Here is a 17,625-nt window from a genome sequence, read left to right on the forward strand (position 1 = left end):
TGGGTGTGCTGGGATAAAATCACGCACGTTTCCAAATTGGGAGTTTCCTTACCATGATGAAGTTGTATTCCGGCACCTCCTGCCCGTTTAGCCATCGCTGCCGCATCGTCCTGTTCGAGAAGGGCATGGATTTCGAAATTCTTGACGTGGATGTGCAGAGCAAGCCGGAAGATCTGGCGGTAATGAATCCGTACAATGAAGTCCCGGTGCTGGTCGAGCGCGACCTGACCCTGTACGAATCCAACATCATCAATGAATACATCGATGAGCGCTTCCCGCATCCGCAACTGATGCCGGCCGATCCGGTGATGCGTGCGCGTACCCGCCTGATGCTGTTCAATTTCGAACGCGAACTGTTCATCCACATGCATACCCTGGAAGATGCTGCTGCGAGCAAGAAGGACCTGGAAAAGGCGCGCGCCGGCATTCGCGACAGCCTGACACAGATCGCTCCGGTGTTTACCAAGCAGAAGTACATGCTGGGTGAAGAGTTTTCGATGCTGGATGTGGCCATCGCCCCGTTGATGTGGCGCCTGGAACACTATGGCATTGAAGTGACCAAGGCCATGGCACCGGTACTGAAGTATGCCGAACGCCTGTTCAGTCGCCCGGCCTTTATCGAATCGTTGACCGCCAACGAAAAGGCCATGCGCAAGTAATCCTTTCGGCCGGGTCTGGCAGTCCTGCCACCCGGCCCTCCATGAGGAAAGACGATGCAGACGATGACATCCACCAAGCCGTATCTGATCCGCGCCATCCACGAATGGTGTTCCGATCAGGGACTGACGCCGTATATCGTGGTGATAGTACGTGGCCAGATGCAGGTCCCGATGGAGTACGTCAAGAATGGTGAAATCGTGCTCAACGCCAGCTACAACGCTACACGCAACCTGACGCTGGGCAATGATTTCATCACGTTCTCGGCACGCTTCAATGGCGTGTCGCGCGAGGTGGTGATTCCCGTCGGGGCCGTGGTGTCGATCTTTGCCAAGGAAAATGGCGAAGGTATGGGCTTTGAGTACGACGAAGACGTGCAGACTGGTCTGCAGTCGGCAGGCGAGGATGTCGCGGAAACTGCGGCAGCCGAAGAGCGGCCGGAGCCTGAACCGCAGCCGCCGGCCGGTGGCGGACGCAGTCACCTGCGTGTCGTGAAATAAATCGGTTGAGTCAAAATGAAACAGCCCGTGGTTTGATCACGGGCTGTTTCATTTTGACTCGCTGGCGGATCAGTAAATCACGATCCTGGCACCGGCGCGCAGGTTCTTGCTGGCCAGATTGTTCCACTTCGCCAGGTCGGCTGCGGCCACGTTGAATTTGCGTGCCACGGTCGAGAGGGTATCGCCGCGTTTGGCGACGTATTGACGGGCCGGGTTCGGCTTGGTCGCGGCGACCTTCAGGGTCTGCCCGATCTGGATGTCGTTGCCGCGCAGTCCGTTGAAGCTGCGCAATTCCGCCACGTTCAGCTTGTAGCGCTGGGCAATGCTGAACATGGTGTCGCCCTTGGCCACGCGGTGGGTGTCACGAATCTGTACCGCGCGTGGTTTGTCGCGTTCACCCCGGTCAACCGGTTCGGCGGCGCGATTGGCGGCGAGTGCCGCCAGCGTCTGCCGTTCGGCGATATCGAGATTTTCCACAATGGGTACCAGGATGGTCTGGCCTTTGGCATGCGTTTCGCGTGAGCCGATGTCATTGACATCCTTCAATTCTGCCAATGAGATGCTGAATTTTTGCGCCAGTTGGCTGAAGGTTTCCCCGCTACGGGTGACATACGGCTGCCAGTTCAGCAGCGGTTTGTCATAGCTGGCCAGATTGCGCTGGAAGGTATCCACCTTGTCGACGGGCAATACCAGTTTGCGATCATCTTTTTGCGCGATTACCGGCCGGATAAAGCCCGGATTGAGTTGCAGCAGTTCCGTGACACTGATTTCGGCCAGTTTGGCGGCCACGTCGACATCCATGTGGCGATTGACATCGATGGCTACGAAATAAGGTTCGTTGGGAATGTCCTTCAGGGTGACGTTGAACGCTTCCGGGTCGGCAATGATGTTGCGCACCGCCATCAGTTTGGGTACGTAGTTGGCTGTCTCGCTGGGCATCTTCAGGCTGACATAATCGGCCGTCTGGCCAGCAGCCTGGTTGCGCGCGACGGCACGTGCCACGGCATTTTCACCCCAGTTGTAGGAAGCCAGCGCCAGTTGCCAGTCATCGAACATGCCGTGGATCTGCGTCAGGTAATCGAGTGCTGCCTGGGTGGCGGCCACTACATCGCGCCGGCCGTCATACCACCAGGTGCGCTCCAGCCCGTAACGCTTGCCGGTTTCCGGAATGAACTGCCACATGCCGGAGGCGCGAGCCGGTGATTCGGCGCGCGGGTTGTAGGCGCTTTCGATCATCGGTAGCAGTGCCAGCTCCATCGGCAGGCCGCGTTTTTCGATTTCCAGGGTCACATGGTAGAGGTAGCGCTGGCCGCGCTCGAAGATGCGGTTCAGGTATTCCGGTCGGCTGGCGTAGTACTGTTCCCATTTGTGTACCAGCGGCGTATCCAGTTCCGGCATCTGGAAGCCATCGCGAATGCGTGCCCATAGATCGGGATAATTCGGTGCGTTGGCCACTTCATTCATCAGGTTGCGCTGGGCCAGTTCCGATTCTGCCGGACGGGTCAGTTGCGGTGCAGTCAGCACGGGAAACAGCACTTGCCTGATCCGGGCGATCTGTTCCTGTGAGGGTGCGGCTGCGCTGGTGTGCGGGGATTTTTGCGCCGGCAGTGCGGCGAGGGAGGTATCGGCCTGGGCAAGTTGTTCGTTGGCGAATGTACCGGCACAGCTTGCGGCCAGCAATCCGGCGATAAGTAGCCGGTTTTTCATGGACTTGTCCCTCAGAAGCGATAACAGCAATCGGGCGATGGTACTGGCGTGCTTTTGCGCATGTCAACGCATTGTGCCGGCTTATCTGAAATGATTTTTCCAGTCGCGCAGTGCTGTGAAAACTTCAAGCGGCGTAGTGGCTTGCGGGGCGTGCTGCTGCGCGGCTGCAATCACTGCCGGCTCATCGCACCGCAGAAAGGGATTGGTGGCCAGTTCCAGGCCGATGTTGGAGGGCACGGTGGCCTCGCCATTGGCACGCTTGGCTGCGACATCGCGCACCCGTTCGGCAAGTGCCGCGTTGTCTGGCTCGACTGCCATGGCAAAGCGCAGGTTGGATTGCGTGTATTCATGCGCGCAGTAAACCTGGGTGTCCGCAGAAAGCCTTGCTAGTTGCATGAGCGAGGCATGCATGGCCGCCATGTCGCCATCGAAGACCCGTCCGCAGCCGCCTGCGAACAGCGTGTCGCCACAAAACAGCGCTGGGCCGGCCAGATAGGACAGGTGTTCGCGCGTGTGGCCCGGCGTGGGCAAGACTTGAATATCCTCGTCCAGCAAGCGCAGCGAGTCGCCTGCGGGGGCTGCTTGCGTTACACCGGTTACCCCGGCCGGGCCATAAACCGGCATGTGATAGTGCTGTGCGAGAACCGGAATGCCACCGATATGGTCTGAATGGCGATGGGTGATCAAAACGCCTGCCAGATGCAGGGAGTTTGCTTCCAGCCAGTGCATGAGCGGTAGCGCATCGCCCGGGTCGACGGCGAGAGCCTCCCGGCCTTGATGCAAAACCCAGATATAATTGTCATCGAAGCAAGGCACTGCGCTGATGCTGAACATTTGTGGAGGGCTCCGTGAAACCTAAGCTCGACCATTTTGCCGCGTGGCTGGCGACTCCGCTAGGGAGTTACCTGGCCGCCGAGGAAATGGCCTGGTATGACCGGGTCTCGACCGATATTTTTGGCTACAAGGCCGTCCAGCTTGAATTGCCAGTGGTTGATTGCCTGCGCATGAACCGCATGCCCTGGCGCAGCACGGCCGGATTATCGCCGGCAGTGGGGGTGCGTTGTGCCCCGGAGCAATTGCCATTCAGTGAGCAAAGCATCGATCTCATGGCCTTGCCGCATGTGCTCGATTTTGCCCAAGACCCGCATGCCGTGCTGCGTGAGGCTGCGCGCGTGCTGGTGCCGGAAGGTCGGCTGCTGATCACTGGCTTCAACCCGTGGAGCTTGTGGGGCTTGCGTCGCTACAAGCCGGGTGAAAAGGGCATCGGTGCGCCGTGGCAGGGTAATGCGGTCAGCCTGCCGCGCCTGAAAGACTGGCTGGCACTGCTGGGCCTGGAAACCATGCGCGGCGAATACCTGTGCTACAGCCTGCCGGTGCAGCGCGAAGGCTGGCTGGCACGCACCCAGTTTCTGGAGCAGGCCGGTGATCGCTGGTGGCCGGCGGCCGGCGGCGTGTATTGCCTCGATGTGGTCAAGCGGGTGAAAGGCATGCGCATTATCGAGCCACAGTGGTGCCGTGTGCCCAACCCCAAAGCGCGTCCGGCAGCGGTCGCGGAAAAAACACCGATCAACAAAGAAATCAAATGACAGAAGTAGAGATTTACACCGATGGCGCCTGCAAGGGTAACCCTGGCCCAGGCGGCTGGGGCGCATTGCTGCGTTGCAATGGCCACGAAAAGGAACTGTGTGGCGGCGAAGCGGAAACCACCAACAACCGCATGGAATTGCTGGCAGTGATTTCAGCGCTTACCACGCTGACCCGTCCGTGCGCCATCATCCTGCATACCGATTCGCAATATGTGAAGAACGGCATCACCACCTGGATTCACGGCTGGAAGAAAAACGGCTGGAAAACTGCCGACAAGAAGCCGGTCAAGAATGTCGATCTGTGGCAGGCACTCGATGCCGCGCAGCAGCGTCACCGCATCGACTGGCGCTGGGTCAAGGGGCACAGTGGCCACGAATTCAACGAACGTGCCGATCAACTGGCCAATCAGGGCGTGGATAAAGCGCTCGGTCGCGCCTGATCTTCCGTTTGCAAGGAACAAGCATGAGACAAATCATACTGGATACCGAAACCACCGGTCTGCGGGTTGACGATGGCAACCGTATCCTTGAAATCGCTGCGGTGGAAATGCTGAACCGCAAGGTATCGTCACCCGAGTGCCATCTGCATCGTTACATCAACCCGGAGCGCGAAAGTGAAGAGGGCGCGCTGAACGTGCACGGTCTGACCCAGGATTTTCTGGCCGACAAGCCCAAGTTTGCCGATATCGCCCATGAATTCGTCGAGTTCGTGCGCGGTGCTGAGCTGATCATCCACAACGCACCTTTCGATGTCGGTTATCTGAACATGGAGCTCGATCGCCTGGGCCTTGGCAAGATTACCGATTACGTGACCGGCGTGATCGATACGCTGGCCATGGCCAAGGAAGCGTTTCCCGGCAAGCGCAATAGCCTCGATGCTTTGTGTGATCGCTTCGAGGTGGATCGCTCCAACCGGATATTGCATGGCGCGCTGATCGACTGCGAACTGCTGGCCGAAGTGTATCTGTGCCTGACGCGCGGGCAGGATAGCTTGCTGATCGATTTTGGTGGCAATACCCCTGCCGATACCGGCTTGCAGAATAAGGTGGCGAAGCCGCGCGGACCGCTCAAGGTGCTGGTGCCCACTGCAGAAGAATTGGCTGAACACGCCGCTTATCTCGATGCCCTCGACAAGTCGGTCAAGGGGCAATGCCTGTGGCGCGTGCTGGAAAACCCGCCTGCTGAGGAGATTCAGGCATGAGCTGCTTTGCCTTGGTGCCGGCAGCCGGATCGGGTTCGCGCATGGGCGTGGCCACGCCCAAGCAATATCTTGAGCTGCTCGGCCGCCCGCTGATCTGGCACACGATCCAGGCGCTCTGCGCCGTGCCGGAAATTGCCCGCGTCTGCGTGGTGATCAGCTCTGGCGACGAATGGTGGGAGAGTTACGACTGGTCCGCGTTCGAGCGTTTGCAAGTACTGCGCTGTGGCGGGGCCACACGGGCCGAATCAGTACGCAATGGTTTGCGTGAAGCCGCTGTGGCTGACGACGACTGGGCGCTGGTGCACGATGCCGCGCGGCCCTGCCTTGATCCGGCGATGGTCAGCACCATGATTGCCGAGCTGCGGGATGATCCGGTCGGCGGCATTCTGGCAATCCCGGTGGCCGATACGCTCAAGCGTGCGGCTGTCGGTGATCGCATCGCCCGTACTGAATCGCGCGATGGCTTGTGGCAGGCGCAAACACCGCAGATGTTCCGCCGTGGCGAGCTGATTGCGGCCATCGACGAATTTATGGGTCCGGATATTACCGACGAAGCCAGTGCGCTGGAAAAACAGGGCAAGGCGCCGCAACTGGTGATGGGCAGCCCGTGGAATCTGAAAGTGACGTATCCGCAGGATCTGCAACTGGCGGCCCTGATCCTGCATGGGAGGCAACCCCATGGCTGAAAATCTGCATATTGCCGCTGGCAGCAAGGAAGAAAAATACCGCGAACTGCTGCCGCAGCTCGAATCTCTCTTGGCCGGCGAAGCTGACTTGGTTGCGCGATTGGCCAATGCTGCCGCTGCGCTGCATGCCACATTCGACTGGTTGTGGACCGGTTTTTACCTGGTGCGTAACAAGCAACTCGTACTTGGGCCGTTCCAGGGGCCGATCGCGTGTTTTCGCATCGCGCACGGACGCGGCGTATGTGGTGCTGCCTGGGCACGCAATGAAACCTTGCTGGTGCCCGATGTCGAGGCTTTCCCCGGCCACATTGCCTGCTCGTCGCTGTCGCGTTCTGAAATCGTCGTACCCTTGCGCGACACCAGTGGCGAGGTGATCGGCGTGCTGGATGTGGATTCGATCAGGCTCGCCGATTTCGACGAGGTGGATCAGGCGTGGCTGGAGAAGGTGGCGGCGCTGGTGATGATTTGATTTCCCCCTCTCTCCCGACCTCTCTCCCCGATGGGGCGAGAGGAGTTTTCGCCTGCTGATGGTTTGACCCCCCTCGCCCGCTTGCGGGAGAGGGGCTGGGGGAGAGGGTGGGTTGCTACCAACAGGAGCTCTCATGCAAATTCCCGCTATCACCGCCTATCTGAATGGCCGCTACGCCCCGCTGGCCGAGTTGCAGGTGTCCGTGCTGGATCGCGGTTTCCTGTTTGGCGATGGCGTGTACGAGCTGGTGCCTGTGTACGACCGCCAGCCGTTCCGCCTTGATGAACATTTGCGCCGGCTGGCCAGCAGTCTGGCAGCTGTGCGCATCGATGACCCGCTCTCGCCCGACGCATGGCGGCTGATGGCGCGCACGCTGATCGAGGCGCAAGCGTTTGCCGATCAGTCCCTGTACATCCAGGTCACGCGCGGACCGGCCTGGCCGCGCAATCACGCCTTTCCGCAAGAAGTCACACCGACTGTATTCGCTTATGCCGAGCCACTGATTCCACCACCACCGGAGCAGGTGGCCACCGGCATTACCGCAATCACGGCTGAAGATATTCGCTGGCAGCGCTGCAATATCAAGGGTTGTTCGATGCTGGCCAACGTGCTGTTGAAGCAGATGGCCGCCGATGCTGGTGCGGGCGAAGTGATCATGCTGCGCGAAGGCGAATTGATCGAAGGCGGCGCGAGCAACGTATTTATCGTGCGCGATGGGGTGATCCTCTCGCCGCCGCCATCCGGGCGTATGCTGACCGGCATCACCTACGATGTGGTGCGGGAACTGGCACAGGCGCACGGCATGCCACTGGCCCTGCGCCGAATCAGTGAGGTGGAATTGCGTGCCGCCGATGAGGTGTGGATCACGTCATCGAGCAAGGAAATTCTGGCCGTGGTCGAACTCGACGGACGGCCGGTTGGAAACGGCGTGCCCGGCCCCATTTATCGACGCATGTATGATTATTACCAGGCATTCAAGGTCGCAAAAATGCGCCCGCAAGCCTGATTTTCAAGAAACGCAAAACAATGACCCAAACACCCAAACTCCAGGACCTGTTGCAATTCCCCGCACTGATCCCCGTCAAGGCTGTCAGCCACAAGGGCGTGCCGGCAGAAACCTTCCGCCTGGAAATGATCGATCTGACCGTGCGCCATGTGCCGGGTTTTTCGGCCGAGCTGATCTCGATTCGCGCCAGCAGCAGCGGCAACTACTATGCCGTCACCCTGTCCGCCACGTTCGTCGATATCGATCAGTTCCATGCGCTGGATGCGGCGTTGAAGCAGCACCCGCTCGTGAGGATGGTGCTGTGATGCATCGTGAGGTGTCAGGTGTGAGGTGTGAGGTGTGGGGCGAGCAGGGTGATGCAGAGGTTTTGCACCTCACTCCTCACTCCTCACTCCTTACCCGAAAGCTCGGCCTGGTCGATTACGTTCCCACCTGGCAGGCGATGCAGGCTTTCACTGCCGCGCGCGATGAAACCACGCAGGATGAACTGTGGCTGCTCGAGCATCCGCCGGTCTACACGCAGGGCCAGGCGGGCAAGCCCGAGCATGTGCTCAATCCCGGCGATATTCCTATCGTGCAGATCGATCGCGGCGGGCAGGTGACTTACCACGGCCCTGGCCAGTTGATCGCCTACCTGATGCTGGATCTGAAGCGCCACAAGCTGGGCGTGCGCGAGCTGGTGCGCAAGCTCGAGCAAAGCGTGATCGACGTGCTGGCTGGCTACGATATCGAAGCCTATGGCAAGGTAGACGCACCCGGCGTGTATGTGATGCGCGAGGACGGCGAAGCCAAGATTGCTGCGCTGGGCCTGCGTATTCGCAATGGCTACAGCTATCACGGACTTTCGTTCAACGTGAACATGGATCTGGAGCCGTTCAGCCGCATAAACCCCTGTGGCTACGCGGGTTTGCAGGTGGCGCAGCTGGCGGATTATGGTTTTATTGACGAGACACCGGCCAGCGTCGCCGATAGAATTTCGAGAAGCATTCTCAACAATTTAGGCTTATAGCCTTCTCTTCACCCAAAAGATCGTAGGACGGCTTTCAACCCGTTAGTGTTGCAGCATTTAGATAGCTGGTTGACGGACTAAAGTCCGTCCTGCGGCATGACGGAATTGGGGTAAAAGAGCGGGGCAACATTCATCGCGCACAGGAACGCACAATGACAGCAGAAAACAAGCCCGCCGGCGCCGTTGCCGGTGTCAAGCTCAAGGGTGAAGCCAAGACCGCCCGCATCCCGATCAAGGTGGTGCCGCTGGAGCAGAAGCTGAAAAAGCCGGAATGGATTCGTGTGCAGGCGCCCACGTTGAACGGCCGCTTCTACGAGATCAAGGAAATCCTGCGCAGCCAGAAGCTGCATACCGTGTGCGAAGAGGCTACCTGCCCGAATATCGGTGAATGCTTTGGCAAGGGCACGGCCACCTTCATGATCATGGGCGACATCTGTACCCGCCGCTGCCCGTTCTGCGATGTGGGCCATGGTCGCCCCAATCCGCTCGATGCGAACGAGCCGCAGCATCTGGCTGAAACCATCGCTGCGCTCAAGCTCAAGTACGTGGTGATCACCTCGGTCGATCGCGACGACTTGCGCGATGGCGGTGCGCAGCATTTTGTCGACTGCATCACCAAAACCCGCGAGCTCTCGCCCGCAACCCAGATCGAAGTGCTGGTGCCCGATTTCCGCGGACGCATGGATATCGCACTGGATATCTTCGCCACCGGCTTGCCCGATGTGATGAACCACAATCTGGAAACCGTGCCGCGTTTATACAAGCAGGCCCGCCCCGGTGCCGATTATGCTCACTCGCTGCAACTCTTGAAGGATTTCAAGGTGCGCTTCCCGAATGTTCCTACCAAGTCCGGCATCATGGTTGGCCTGGGCGAGACGGACGAGGAAGTGTACGAACTGCTGCGCGACATGCGCGCGCACGATATCGACATGCTCACGCTGGGCCAGTACCTGCAGCCTTCCAATGGCCACCTGCCGGTGTTGCGTTATGTCGAGCCGGCGCAGTTCAAGCGCTTCGAGGAATACGCCTACGAAATCGGCTTCAAGCATGCTGCAGTCGGGGCGATGGTGCGTTCCAGCTACCACGCCGATCAGCAAGCGCACAAAGCAGGCGTGTAATTCTCCAGTAGCGAGAATCGACAGACAGTTCCCTCTCCCCAGCCCTCTCCCGTAAACGGGAGAGGGAGCATCAGTGTTTGGTTTCAAGCCCCTCGCCCGCCCGCGGGAGAGGGGTTGGGGAGAGGGTAATCAGCCGGCGCTTGCTTACTTTCTGGAGAAAACAATGAATTACCGGCAACTTGGCAAGACAGGCTTCAGTGTTTCGGAAATCGGGCTCGGCACCTGGCAGGTCGGTGGCACCTGGGGCCAGCCATTCGATGCAGCGCTGGCCGAGCGCACGCTGCTCGCCGCCATCGATAAAGGCGTGAATTTCATCGATACGGCCGACGTCTACAGCGGTCAGCAGAGCGAGCGCGTGGTGGGCAAAGTGGTCAAGGCGCGGCGCGATCAACTGTTCATCGCTACCAAGGTAGGCCGCCGCCTGAATCCGCACGATGCCGCCGGTTACAACCCGCAGAATATCCGCCAGTTCGTGGAAGAAGCCTTGGTCAATACCGGGCTCGATACACTTGATCTGGTGCAGCTGCATTGCCCGCCCACGCCGGTCTACGCCAAGGCCGAAGTGTTCGGCGAACTCGCCAAGCTGAAGCAGGAAGGCAAGATCCGCCACTTCGGTGCCAGTGTCGAAAAAGTGGAAGAAGCGCTGCAGGCCATCCAGTATGAAGAGCTGGCCACCATCCAGATCATCTTCAACATGTTCCGCCAGAAGCCGATCGATGCCTTTTTTCCGGACGCTCAGCAGAAGAACATCGGCGTGATCGTGCGCGTACCGCTTGCCAGCGGCCTGCTTACCGGCAAGATCACGCGCGATACGCAATTCGGCCCCAAGGATCACCGCAGTTTCAACCGCAACGGCGAAGCGTTCGACAAGGGCGAAACCTTCTCCGGCGTGGATTTTGAAACCGGCCTCGCTGCCGTCGAAGCACTCAAGCTGTACTTCCCTGCCGACCCGGGTCTGGCTGCGTATGCCCTGCGCTGGTGCCTGATGTTCGATGCCGTGAGCACGGTCATCCCCGGCGCCAGCCGCCCGGATCAGGCTGAGCGCAACCTGATCGCCAGCGGTTTGCCCGCGCTGACCAACACCCAGATGGCCGCCGTGGCCGATGTCTATGAACGGCTGATCAGGCCGCAGGTGCATGCATCCTGGTAATCATTTTGGCCCCTTCTCGCAGCAGCAGAAGGGGCCTATAACCATAAAACAATAAATCTCTACACTGGAGTAACCATGCGTGACTCACTTCCCCGCCACCAGCTCAGCATGACCGTGCTGATGACCCCGGACATGGCCAATTTTTCCGGCAATGTGCATGGCGGCTCGCTGCTCAAATTGCTCGATCAGGTGGCCTACGCCTGCGCCAGCCGCTACGCCGGCACCTATGCCGTTACGCTTTCAGTCGATAGCGTGCTGTTCAAGCAGCCGATCCACGTTGGCGAACTGGTCACCTTTCTGGCCAACGTCAACTACACCGGCCGCACTTCGATGGAAGTCGGCATCAAGGTCATCGCCGAGGATATTCGTAACAACTCGGTGCGCCACACCAACAGCTGCTTTTTCACCATGGTGGCCATGAACCCGGACGGCAAACCGGCTGCGGTACCGCCGCTGAGCCCGGATACGGACGATGCACGCCGGCGCTGGAAGGAAGCCGAGGTCCGGCGCGCACTGCGGCTGAAAAAGTGAGTAGCCGCCGAAGAATGTCGGAATCGTAGATGTTGACCCTGCGCAAACTGGCAATAAGTGACGAAAATTGTCACTCATTGATCCAGGCAGGGCAAAGAAAAAGGGCCGTAGCGCGAAGCTGCAGCCCTTTTGCATTTTTGGTGCCGTTGAAGTGAATCGAACACTCGACCTACTGATTACGAATCAGTTGCTCTACCGACTGAGCTACAACGGCGCGGGAGCGGATTCTACCGCGAACCGGGCGGTTTGTGAACAATCCGGACTTGGCAGTGCTGCCTGCATCTGGCTTGTACATAAAAATCGAGCGATCTCCATGATCTGGCACGCTGTTTGCGTTATGGTTGGCACGTCGCAAAGGCGGCAAGTTGACTAATCCAAAGGGGAACACTATGAAACGCATGCAAAAAGGTTTTACCTTGATCGAACTGATGATCGTGGTCGCGATCATCGGCATTTTGGCTGCGATTGCGCTGCCGGCTTACAATAACTATCGTGTCAGATCTGCAAATGCTGCATGTTTGGCAGAAGGGACCGCGTACGTCAAAAATGCAATTGCTGCTATCTATGCAAGCATGAGTGTTCCTGCTTTCGATAACAGTGCTTGCCAAACCACGACCGATACCATAACGGCAGCTTCCGGTACTTGGGATGTTGTTCCCGCATCGCCGGGTACTGGCACGGTGACGTGTCAGCTGGATACAGGTAATTGCTCGCATTCCTAAAATTGGGTGCTGAAACAATAGGCCTCGCTTCGGCGGGGCTTTTTTGTACTATGCCCACCCAATAGGGGGATGGCCATGACACGTAGGCAACAAGGATTTACCTTGATTGAACTGATGATTGTTGTCGCTATCATCGGCGTTTTGGCTGCGATTGCGCTGCCGGCCTACAATGGTTATCGGATTCGTGCAGCGGAGTCTTCCTGCTTGTCCGAAGCCGTGGCGTATACCAAGCACGCACTGTCTGCTGTCTATGCCAATTCCACGATTCCGTTGCCGGCCAACAACGCCTGCACCAATATCTCTCAATTGACCAATGTTTCCGGCGCATTGAGCCCCACCTCCTCGACCATCACGCCGCGCACGCCTGGTCAGAGATCCATCTTGTGTGATAACGCCAACGGCAACTGCACCATCCAATAAATGAATGTCGCATCCTTAAAAATTCGCCATGACCCTAATCCGCTCTGAAAATACCTCAAACCGTGGTCTGCTGCTGTGGAGCTTGCTGCTGTGCGTGGGCTGGCTGTTGCCAATACACAATGTACCGTGGGCTGCTTTTCATACCGATGCCTGGATCACTTTGATATTGTTGGCTGCAGCCGGTGTGATGGTTGTCCGCTCCCCTGACAGGGTGAATCTTCATGGCATCGTCATTTTTGTTGCCGGGATGTTGGGGGTGGTCTGGTTGCAACGTGCCTTCGGGCTGGTGCTGGAAACCGGCAATGCCTGGATGGGCACAACCTATCTGCTCGGCCTGCTGCTGGGCTTGCTGGTGGGTGCTTGCTGGGAAAGCAGGCTGCCCGGGCAATTGGCTGATGGCCTCTTTAGTGCGGTTGGCATAGCTGCAGTGGTATCGGTCGGTATTCAGCTGCACCAGTGGTGGGGTGGCGAGGCCTCATGGTTGATGGCCGGCAATCCGTCCCGGCCTTTTGCCAATCTGGGCCAATCCAACCAGATGGGGACTTTCCTGTTGTGGGGTCTACTGGCGCTGGCATGGGGGGTATTGCGGGGGAAAGTGGCTACGGTGCTGGCGCTGTTGCTGGCTGCCTGGCTGCTGTTCGGGCTGGCGCTGACGGGGTCGCGCACGGCGTGGATCGCCGTGGTGCTGCTGGTTGCCGCTGCCTGGCTCTGGCGCCGGCACTGGCCGCAGCCGAGATTTCCCTGGGTGGTAACAGGCCTGGCTTTGTATTTCGCTGCTTGTGTGGCCGTGGTGATTACATTGCAACAAGCAGCTCCCTCACTGGATACGGTTACCCGGCTGCAGGGTGAACCGCGCTTTGCTGCCTGGACGTTGTTTGTCGATGCTGTATGGCAGCGCCCCTTCTTTGGCTACGGCTGGAATCAGACCCTTCTGGCACAAGGGAACGTGGCGCTGGAGCACCCCCCGCTTTCCATGTTTTACAGTTATTCCCACAACCTGTTTCTGGATCTGGTTTTGTGGTGCGGTATCCCGTTGGGCTTGCTGGTGGCCGGATTGCTGCTGCACTGGATGTGGCTGCAAATCAGGTCCGTTCGCTCGGCCGAGCATGCGGTGCTGGTGTTGTTTGTGCTGGTTGCAGCCAATCATGCCATGTTCGAATATCCGCTTTATTACGCCTATATCCTGCTGCCGGTCGGGCTGGTGATGGGCGCACTCAATGTGCGGGCTGGCATGCAGCCAGTCTGGCAGATGCCGCGTGGCATTTTTGCATTGCTTTGGTTAAGTGGCGCTGTACTGTTTGCGCTGGTGGTCCGGGATTATTTTCAGGTGGAAGCACGCTATGGCGCACCAGTTCCGGAGGCTCAAGACAAGGCAGCTGCGCCATCTTCCGATTTGTTGCTGCTTACCCAGTGGCAGAGCTATTTTGAGTATTCCAGGCTTGTTCCGAAGGCCGGTATGACCGAGGCCGAGCTGGACCGGGCGCGCATGCTGACTGCGCTAAATCCGAACAACATCAGTTTCACATTCAAACTTGCCATGTCACTGGCTTTGAATGGCAAGCCACAGGAAGCGGGAGACTGGCTGGAAAAATTCTGCAGGATGGCACCTCATCACTATTGTGAAGCGGTAAAAGGTCAATGGATCAAGGCAAAACAGGGCAGGCCTGAACTGGCTTCCGTGGTGTGGCCTGCATTACCTGGTGCCGTTAAGCCGGAATAGGCACGTTCGCCCGAAGCAAGGCTCGGGTGAGCCTCCTTGAATGCGCCGAAAGATGGATTTTCGGTACTTGCGGTATCATTGCCCGATTCCGTATTCCTGTTTCCGTGTATGTCCCCTATCAAACTGATCGTCGGCCTCGGCAACCCCGGGGCCGAATATGCACAGACCCGGCACAATGCCGGGTTCTGGTTTGTCGATGAACTGGCGCGCAGCGCCGGTGTTTCCCTGCGGCACGAGTCCAAATTCCACGGCTTGGTGGCCAAGGTCCGGCTGGATGGGCGCGAGGTGTGGCTGTTGCAGCCACAAACCTTCATGAACCGCAGCGGCCTTTCCGTGGTGGCGCTGGCGCAGTTCTACCGCATCCTGCCCGATGAAATCCTGGTCGTGCATGACGAGCTGGATATTCCGGCCGGGCAGATCAAGCTCAAGCAGGGCGGTGGCAATGGCGGGCACAATGGCCTGAAGGATATCCAGGCACATCTTTCTACCCCGGCATTCTGGCGCTTGCGCGTGGGTATCGGCCATCCGGGCAACAAGGCCGAGGTGGCGAGTTTCGTGCTCAAGCCGGCCCGGCGCGAAGAGCAGGAATTGATCGACGAATGCCTGAATCGCGCGCATATCGTGCTGCCGAAAATTCTGGCGGGCGAGACGGGTGCGGCGATGCAGTTGCTGCATACCGACGAGACCAAGAAACGGCCAAACAAGCCGTTGGCGGAATGATCCCTCCCTCGCGAGCGGTCGTAGGACGGGTTTTAACCCGTCATCCACCATGCTTTCAAACATACTGTTGACGGACTGAAGTCCGTCCTACGGTCTCAATTCTGGTGGGAAGCGTGAATTTATTGGAAAAGGAACCGCCATGCAGACCATCCTGATCGCCAACCCGAAGGGCGGCAGCGGCAAATCCACGCTGGCGACCAACCTGGCCGGTTATTTTGCCTGGCAGGGTGAACAGGTGATGCTGGGGGATCTGGACCGGCAGCAAACCTCGCGCCACTGGCTGCGCTTGCGCCCGGACAATTTTCCGGCCATCACCGGTTGGGAGCTGAAAGACCGTGAACCAGCGCGCCCTCCCAAGGGCACCACGGTGGCGGTGCTGGATAGCCCGGCGGGCTTGCATGGCAAGAAGCTGGATCAGGCGCTGAAGGTGGCTAGCCGCATTCTGGTACCGGTACGCGCCGGGTTCTTTGACATGTGGGCGTGCGAGGATTTCTTTCGGCAACTGGCCGAAGAAAAGGCCGTGCGCAAGGGTGTGGTCGAGGTGGCGGTGGTTGGCATGTGCGTGAATCCGCGCACGCGCAGCGCGCAGGAACTGGATGATTTCCTTGCGCAGTTTGCATTGCCGGTGCTCACGCATCTGCGCGAAACCCAGTTGTATATCCAGCTGCAACCCAAGGGCTTAACCCTGTTCGATCTGCCGCGTCTGCGTTATGCGCGCGATTACCAGGAATGGCAGCCGCTCTTGGATTGGCTGCAGAGATAATCCATCCACCCTCTCCCCAGCCCTCTCCCGCAAGCGGGAGAGGGAGCCGCTATTCCTCTCGCCCGCCGGGGAGTGGGTGATTTTGCTCCTCTCGCCCGTTTACGGGAGAGAGGCTGGGAGAGAGGGCGTGTCTTTTTTGAATCAAACCATTGAATGAGTCCTAACGTGAGCAACAAAATCCCCGTCAATCTGGTCACCGGTTTTCTTGGCGTGGGCAAGACCACGGCCTTGATGCGTTTGCTGGCTGCCAAGCCGGCGGATGAATACTGGGCGGTGGTGGTCAACGAGTTTGGTGAGGTGGGCATCGATGGCGCCACGCTCTCAACCGCAGGCGAGGGCTTGCAGGTGGCCGAGGTGCCGGGCGGTTGCGTGTGCTGCACCACCAGCCCGATGTTGCGCACCGCGCTGAATCAATTGGTGAAGGCGCGCCGCCCGGATCGCTTGCTGATCGAGCCTTCCGGATTGGGGCATCCGGCCGGGATTGTTGATCTGCTGCGCGATCCGTTCATGGCCAAGACTTTTGAGGTGCGGGCGGTGTTGACGCTGCTTGATCCGCGCCATCTGGAAGATAGCCGCTATACCAGCCACGAAACCTGGCGGGATCAGATCCAGCTGGCCGATGTGCTAGTGCTGAACAAGTGCGATGTGGCTGATGTGGCGCAGATCGAGCGCGCGCAAGCGATGGCTGCGGCGCTATTCCCGCCCAAGCTGGCGGTGGTGCAATCGGTGAACGGCGAGTTTGATGCAGCTCTGCTCGATCTGGAGCTGCATCCGGAGCGCTGGCCGGAAGTGGGAACCCCGCATGCGCACAGCAATAATGTGCCCTTGCGGCCACGCAAGAAGGTTGTGCAACCCGAAGTTGCTTCCGAGCTGGAAAGCTGGCCGATTCGCAAGCAGCAATCGAGCCTGGGCAGCCATAGCTGCGGCTGGATCTTTGCGCCGGAAACGCAGTTCTTCAGCGCAGCAGTGGCCGATCTGTTCGAGGCATTCAACCAGCCGGAATCGCTGGGCCTGGCTGGCCTGACCCGGGCCAAGGCGGTGGTAAATACCGAGCGCGACTGGTATCGCTTCGATTGGGTGGACAACATGCCCGGCGTGATGCCGGCCGCCTGGCGGCGCGATAGCAGGCTGGAAGTCATTGTGCAGGCAGAGTCGGCACCGGATTGGTCGCTGCTGGAAGCAAGGTTGCTGGCGGCGCGGATCGGGGGGTGAGAGCTCCCTCTCCCCAACCCTCTCCCGCAAGCGGGTGAGGGAGTATTGTGCCCCTCTCGCCCGCTTGCGGGAGAGAGGTTGGGAGAGAGGGGAGGGAGCAGGAGTGGCCGCGTTAGCGGGCGCTGGCCACCAGCAGGTCTGCCAGTGTGGTTTCGTGAGGTTCGATCAGGTGCAATTCGCGCAGTTGCTGCAAGGCACTGGCGAGATCATCGATCTGGGTGAGTTGTTGCAGTTCCCGCTGGGTTTTGCGCCCGTCTATCATCAGCAACAGCCGCCGCAGCCGGGCATTGATTTCTGCGCTGCGATGGTTGATCTCGTGAATGCCCTGCAATGTTTTCTGGTAAATGGTGTCCTGTTTCATCTGCATTCTCCCTGTTTGCCGGGAACAGTGCGCCGGGGGAGGGCTGGTTCCCATCGGGAGGATTGTAGTGAATTATTTTTTGTTACA

The 17,625-nt window shown here is 59.0% G+C and carries 22 protein-coding genes and 1 tRNA gene; 19 read left to right on the forward strand and 4 right to left on the reverse strand.

Features of this window, described 5'->3' with window-relative positions:
* Positions 1 to 53 precede the first annotated feature (53 nt).
* A complete protein-coding gene (locus tag AC0KVQ_RS04085; RefSeq protein ID WP_473419851.1) occupies positions 54 to 659 on the forward strand; it encodes a glutathione S-transferase N-terminal domain-containing protein in 606 nt (201 codons plus the stop codon).
* Positions 660 to 713: 54 nt separating this feature from the next.
* Positions 714 to 1,157: a ClpXP protease specificity-enhancing factor gene (locus AC0KVQ_RS04090; RefSeq protein ID WP_473419852.1), complete on the forward strand. Its 444-nt coding sequence runs from the start codon at positions 714 to 716 to the stop codon at positions 1,155 to 1,157.
* Between the two features lie 69 nt (positions 1,158 to 1,226).
* Here AC0KVQ_RS04090 and AC0KVQ_RS04095 read toward each other — a convergent pair whose 3' ends face one another.
* Together AC0KVQ_RS04095 and gloB are read right to left on the reverse strand one after the other, a co-directional pair.
* Positions 1,227 to 2,864, reverse strand: coding sequence for a lytic transglycosylase (locus AC0KVQ_RS04095; RefSeq protein WP_473419853.1), 1,638 nt, complete (start codon positions 2,862 to 2,864; stop codon positions 1,227 to 1,229).
* A gap of 81 nt (positions 2,865 to 2,945) precedes the next feature.
* A complete protein-coding gene (gene gloB, locus AC0KVQ_RS04100; RefSeq protein WP_473419854.1) occupies positions 2,946 to 3,698 on the reverse strand; it encodes a hydroxyacylglutathione hydrolase in 753 nt (250 codons plus the stop codon).
* Between the two features lie 14 nt (positions 3,699 to 3,712).
* On the opposite strand from gloB, the gene AC0KVQ_RS04105 reads away from it, so the two are divergent.
* From AC0KVQ_RS04105 to AC0KVQ_RS04155, 11 genes are all read left to right on the forward strand, one after another.
* Positions 3,713 to 4,450 (forward strand): class I SAM-dependent methyltransferase, encoded by a 738-nt coding sequence (locus AC0KVQ_RS04105; protein WP_473419855.1) that lies wholly within the window; start codon positions 3,713 to 3,715, stop codon positions 4,448 to 4,450.
* Complete coding sequence (gene rnhA, locus AC0KVQ_RS04110; protein WP_473419856.1) at positions 4,447 to 4,890, forward strand: ribonuclease HI; 444 nt, start codon at positions 4,447 to 4,449, stop codon at positions 4,888 to 4,890. The genes AC0KVQ_RS04105 and rnhA overlap by 4 nt, the downstream gene beginning before the upstream one ends.
* 23 nt (positions 4,891 to 4,913) lie before the next feature.
* Positions 4,914 to 5,651, forward strand: coding sequence for a DNA polymerase III subunit epsilon (gene dnaQ, locus AC0KVQ_RS04115; RefSeq protein ID WP_473419857.1), 738 nt, complete (start codon positions 4,914 to 4,916; stop codon positions 5,649 to 5,651).
* Positions 5,648 to 6,337: a 2-C-methyl-D-erythritol 4-phosphate cytidylyltransferase gene (ispD, locus tag AC0KVQ_RS04120; RefSeq protein ID WP_473419858.1), complete on the forward strand. Its 690-nt coding sequence runs from the start codon at positions 5,648 to 5,650 to the stop codon at positions 6,335 to 6,337. Before dnaQ ends, ispD begins: the two co-directional genes overlap by 4 nt.
* Entirely contained in the window at positions 6,330 to 6,806 is a 477-nt protein-coding gene (locus tag AC0KVQ_RS04125) for a GAF domain-containing protein (RefSeq protein ID WP_473419859.1), read from the forward strand. Before ispD ends, AC0KVQ_RS04125 begins: the two co-directional genes overlap by 8 nt.
* Before the next feature lie 133 nt (positions 6,807 to 6,939).
* Positions 6,940 to 7,812, forward strand: coding sequence for a D-amino acid aminotransferase (locus AC0KVQ_RS04130; RefSeq protein ID WP_473419860.1), 873 nt, complete (start codon positions 6,940 to 6,942; stop codon positions 7,810 to 7,812).
* 20 nt (positions 7,813 to 7,832) lie between these two features.
* Positions 7,833 to 8,117 carry a YbeD family protein gene (locus AC0KVQ_RS04135; protein ID WP_473419861.1) on the forward strand — a complete coding sequence of 95 codons (285 nt, stop codon included), beginning with the start codon at positions 7,833 to 7,835 and terminating at the stop codon, positions 8,115 to 8,117.
* A gap of 137 nt (positions 8,118 to 8,254) precedes the next feature.
* Complete coding sequence (lipB, locus tag AC0KVQ_RS04140) at positions 8,255 to 8,821, forward strand: lipoyl(octanoyl) transferase LipB (RefSeq protein WP_473419940.1); 567 nt, start codon at positions 8,255 to 8,257, stop codon at positions 8,819 to 8,821.
* 152 nt (positions 8,822 to 8,973) lie between these two features.
* A complete protein-coding gene (gene lipA / locus AC0KVQ_RS04145) occupies positions 8,974 to 9,939 on the forward strand; it encodes a lipoyl synthase (RefSeq protein WP_473419862.1) in 966 nt (321 codons plus the stop codon).
* A gap of 163 nt (positions 9,940 to 10,102) precedes the next feature.
* Positions 10,103 to 11,089 carry an aldo/keto reductase gene (locus tag AC0KVQ_RS04150; RefSeq protein WP_473419864.1) on the forward strand — a complete coding sequence of 329 codons (987 nt, stop codon included), beginning with the start codon at positions 10,103 to 10,105 and terminating at the stop codon, positions 11,087 to 11,089.
* A 75-nt stretch (positions 11,090 to 11,164) separates the two neighbouring features.
* On the forward strand, positions 11,165 to 11,620 hold the full coding sequence (locus AC0KVQ_RS04155; RefSeq protein ID WP_473419865.1) for an acyl-CoA thioesterase: 456 nt from the start codon (positions 11,165 to 11,167) through the stop codon (positions 11,618 to 11,620).
* Between the two features lie 138 nt (positions 11,621 to 11,758).
* On the opposite strand, the gene AC0KVQ_RS04160 is transcribed toward AC0KVQ_RS04155, so the two are convergent.
* A tRNA-Thr gene (locus AC0KVQ_RS04160) sits at positions 11,759 to 11,834 on the reverse strand.
* Positions 11,835 to 12,009: 175 nt separating this feature from the next.
* Here AC0KVQ_RS04160 and AC0KVQ_RS04165 point away from each other — a divergent pair.
* The 6 genes from AC0KVQ_RS04165 (at position 12,010) to AC0KVQ_RS04190 (ending at position 17,177) form a co-directional block, all read left to right on the forward strand.
* Positions 12,010 to 12,342 carry a pilin gene (locus AC0KVQ_RS04165; RefSeq protein WP_473419866.1) on the forward strand — a complete coding sequence of 111 codons (333 nt, stop codon included), beginning with the start codon at positions 12,010 to 12,012 and terminating at the stop codon, positions 12,340 to 12,342.
* 75 nt (positions 12,343 to 12,417) lie between these two features.
* Positions 12,418 to 12,762: a pilin gene (locus AC0KVQ_RS04170; protein ID WP_473419867.1), complete on the forward strand. Its 345-nt coding sequence runs from the start codon at positions 12,418 to 12,420 to the stop codon at positions 12,760 to 12,762.
* A 28-nt stretch (positions 12,763 to 12,790) separates the two neighbouring features.
* Positions 12,791 to 14,482: a PglL family O-oligosaccharyltransferase gene (locus AC0KVQ_RS04175; RefSeq protein ID WP_473419868.1), complete on the forward strand. Its 1,692-nt coding sequence runs from the start codon at positions 12,791 to 12,793 to the stop codon at positions 14,480 to 14,482.
* Between the two features lie 108 nt (positions 14,483 to 14,590).
* Complete coding sequence (gene pth, locus AC0KVQ_RS04180; RefSeq protein WP_473419869.1) at positions 14,591 to 15,202, forward strand: aminoacyl-tRNA hydrolase; 612 nt, start codon at positions 14,591 to 14,593, stop codon at positions 15,200 to 15,202.
* 139 nt (positions 15,203 to 15,341) lie between these two features.
* Positions 15,342 to 15,965, forward strand: a complete 624-nt coding sequence (locus AC0KVQ_RS04185; protein ID WP_473419870.1) for a nucleotide-binding protein — start codon at positions 15,342 to 15,344, stop codon at positions 15,963 to 15,965.
* A gap of 165 nt (positions 15,966 to 16,130) precedes the next feature.
* Positions 16,131 to 17,177, forward strand: coding sequence for a CobW family GTP-binding protein (locus AC0KVQ_RS04190; protein ID WP_473419871.1), 1,047 nt, complete (start codon positions 16,131 to 16,133; stop codon positions 17,175 to 17,177).
* Between the two features lie 112 nt (positions 17,178 to 17,289).
* Here the strand turns inward: AC0KVQ_RS04190 and AC0KVQ_RS04195 are convergent, their stop codons facing one another.
* Entirely contained in the window at positions 17,290 to 17,538 is a 249-nt protein-coding gene (locus tag AC0KVQ_RS04195) for a hypothetical protein (RefSeq protein WP_473419872.1), read from the reverse strand.
* Positions 17,539 to 17,625 lie beyond the last annotated feature (87 nt).

The sequence above is a fragment of the Formivibrio sp. oc-25 genome, assembly GCF_055810895.1.

Coding starts and splice junctions, on each gene's coding strand:
- AC0KVQ_RS04085 (WP_473419851.1), top strand. CDS start 54: ATGATGAAGTTGTATTCCGGCACCTCCTGCCCGTTTAGCCATCGCTGC.
- AC0KVQ_RS04090 (WP_473419852.1), top strand. CDS start 714: ATGCAGACGATGACATCCACCAAGCCGTATCTGATCCGCGCCATCCAC.
- AC0KVQ_RS04095 (WP_473419853.1), bottom strand. CDS start 2,864: ATGAAAAACCGGCTACTTATCGCCGGATTGCTGGCCGCAAGCTGTGCC.
- gloB (WP_473419854.1), bottom strand. CDS start 3,698: ATGTTCAGCATCAGCGCAGTGCCTTGCTTCGATGACAATTATATCTGG.
- rnhA (WP_473419856.1), top strand. CDS start 4,447: ATGACAGAAGTAGAGATTTACACCGATGGCGCCTGCAAGGGTAACCCT.
- dnaQ (WP_473419857.1), top strand. CDS start 4,914: ATGAGACAAATCATACTGGATACCGAAACCACCGGTCTGCGGGTTGAC.
- ispD (WP_473419858.1), top strand. CDS start 5,648: ATGAGCTGCTTTGCCTTGGTGCCGGCAGCCGGATCGGGTTCGCGCATG.
- AC0KVQ_RS04125 (WP_473419859.1), top strand. CDS start 6,330: ATGGCTGAAAATCTGCATATTGCCGCTGGCAGCAAGGAAGAAAAATAC.
- AC0KVQ_RS04130 (WP_473419860.1), top strand. CDS start 6,940: ATGCAAATTCCCGCTATCACCGCCTATCTGAATGGCCGCTACGCCCCG.
- AC0KVQ_RS04135 (WP_473419861.1), top strand. CDS start 7,833: ATGACCCAAACACCCAAACTCCAGGACCTGTTGCAATTCCCCGCACTG.
- lipB (WP_473419940.1), top strand. CDS start 8,255: ATGCAGGCTTTCACTGCCGCGCGCGATGAAACCACGCAGGATGAACTG.
- lipA (WP_473419862.1), top strand. CDS start 8,974: ATGACAGCAGAAAACAAGCCCGCCGGCGCCGTTGCCGGTGTCAAGCTC.
- AC0KVQ_RS04150 (WP_473419864.1), top strand. CDS start 10,103: ATGAATTACCGGCAACTTGGCAAGACAGGCTTCAGTGTTTCGGAAATC.
- AC0KVQ_RS04155 (WP_473419865.1), top strand. CDS start 11,165: ATGCGTGACTCACTTCCCCGCCACCAGCTCAGCATGACCGTGCTGATG.
- AC0KVQ_RS04165 (WP_473419866.1), top strand. CDS start 12,010: ATGAAACGCATGCAAAAAGGTTTTACCTTGATCGAACTGATGATCGTG.
- AC0KVQ_RS04170 (WP_473419867.1), top strand. CDS start 12,418: ATGACACGTAGGCAACAAGGATTTACCTTGATTGAACTGATGATTGTT.
- AC0KVQ_RS04175 (WP_473419868.1), top strand. CDS start 12,791: ATGACCCTAATCCGCTCTGAAAATACCTCAAACCGTGGTCTGCTGCTG.
- pth (WP_473419869.1), top strand. CDS start 14,591: ATGTCCCCTATCAAACTGATCGTCGGCCTCGGCAACCCCGGGGCCGAA.
- AC0KVQ_RS04185 (WP_473419870.1), top strand. CDS start 15,342: ATGCAGACCATCCTGATCGCCAACCCGAAGGGCGGCAGCGGCAAATCC.
- AC0KVQ_RS04195 (WP_473419872.1), bottom strand. CDS start 17,538: ATGAAACAGGACACCATTTACCAGAAAACATTGCAGGGCATTCACGAG.